General features: G+C 40.6%; 2 protein-coding genes. One reads left to right on the top strand and one right to left on the bottom strand.

The window, feature by feature from the left end; translation table 11 throughout:
- The coding region (locus WBG78_RS30740) for a hypothetical protein (RefSeq protein ID WP_337330378.1) at positions 1–351 on the top strand (351 nt) is incomplete at its 5' end.
- Between the two features lie 398 nt (positions 352–749).
- On the opposite strand, the gene WBG78_RS30735 is transcribed toward WBG78_RS30740, so the two are convergent.
- Positions 750–1,034 (bottom strand): hypothetical protein, encoded by a 285-nt coding sequence (locus tag WBG78_RS30735; protein WP_337330377.1) that lies wholly within the window; start codon positions 1,032–1,034, stop codon positions 750–752.
- Positions 1,035–1,146 lie beyond the last annotated feature (112 nt).

Genomic DNA, 1,146 nt, shown 5'->3' with positions numbered 1-1,146 from the left:
TCCTTAGACATCATTTGCCGAAGTGGCAACAAAAAAGGGCTTCAGACAATCAGCTGGCTTGAATTACCTACAACGCTGACATATGCGCCGTTGCTGTTTACTCCAAATTTAACTAACAAACTGCAATGGCGCATATGTGGTGTTGTGCGTATTTTATTCTATGTCCACATTTCTGTTTTTCAAAAAGGTGTAGATCGACTTTGTGTCCTTGCTAACTATATTCCAATCGCAAACGGACGAGTATTAACAACTTTTAACCGTCCTACTATCATACGTTCCATAGCTAATTTTCACAACCAAATGTCCGGCATAGTCTGTACATCGCATAGTCGGAGAGGCGGGCTTCATTAAATTATTAGCCCAATGTAGAAGGCTGTCTTTCTCACTAGCCGTTATCTTGAACACCACTGTTCTCTCGTTTCTCCTCGTCCAATCCTTTCTATTGTCAGCAAGCACAACCAATGAGTCTGTCCACTTCTTAAAAACCACAGAGTCGTCGTAATTAAAGATGTTTAGTTCCTGATTTCCGTCTAGGTTCATATAAATGCTTTCCCAAAAAGGGCTCTCTGCTTTTTTCGCTTCCTTGCCCTGGCAACCAGTTAAGATAAAAAGAACTGCAGCTAATACTTTATATGATCTCATTGTCCTACAACCAATTACGCACAACGCTAACATATGCGCCGTTGCAGTTTACCTAAATATAAACAACAAACTGCTATGGCGCATATGTGGTGTTAGCTGCTGGCGCTTCAACTCTCGCTTAGTTCTATGATTATTTCTTCCCTTCCAATTCTGTATCTCCTTATCCCTTCAATCGCATGTTTTTTGGAGAACTCGAACCTGTCTTGTCCTTCCGGAATTTCTTGAAATGCTACATTTAATGATTTTTCAGCAATTGATTTGCCCTCCTTGTCAACCAATCTCCAGCTATAGTAGATTGAATTTTCCCTTTCGTTAAACGTCACTGTTCCGGTAAAGGAATCAGTCTTGTTGTCCAACTGGTATGTTCCTAAAATCTGTATTTGCCTTTCCATTCGGAGACCAAATCTGTCCTGAAGCGCTGGCAGCTAACAAAAGTGTACGCGACGTTACTTTTGCTTCAAGCTTTAGTAAGCGTAGTCAATATATTAAAAGTAATGTTGCGCA

The organism is Chryseolinea sp. T2, assembly GCF_037203685.1.
Lineage (GTDB): Bacteria > Bacteroidota > Bacteroidia > Cytophagales > Cyclobacteriaceae > Chryseolinea.
The sequence above is the reverse complement of the archived record's forward strand: the minus strand, read 5'-3'. Positions and strand labels throughout refer to the sequence as shown.

Bases quoted from the DNA above. Each gene is read 5' to 3' on its own strand.
- WBG78_RS30735 (WP_337330377.1), bottom strand. From the start codon at position 1,034: ATGGAAAGGCAAATACAGATTTTAGGAACATACCAGTTGGACAACAAG.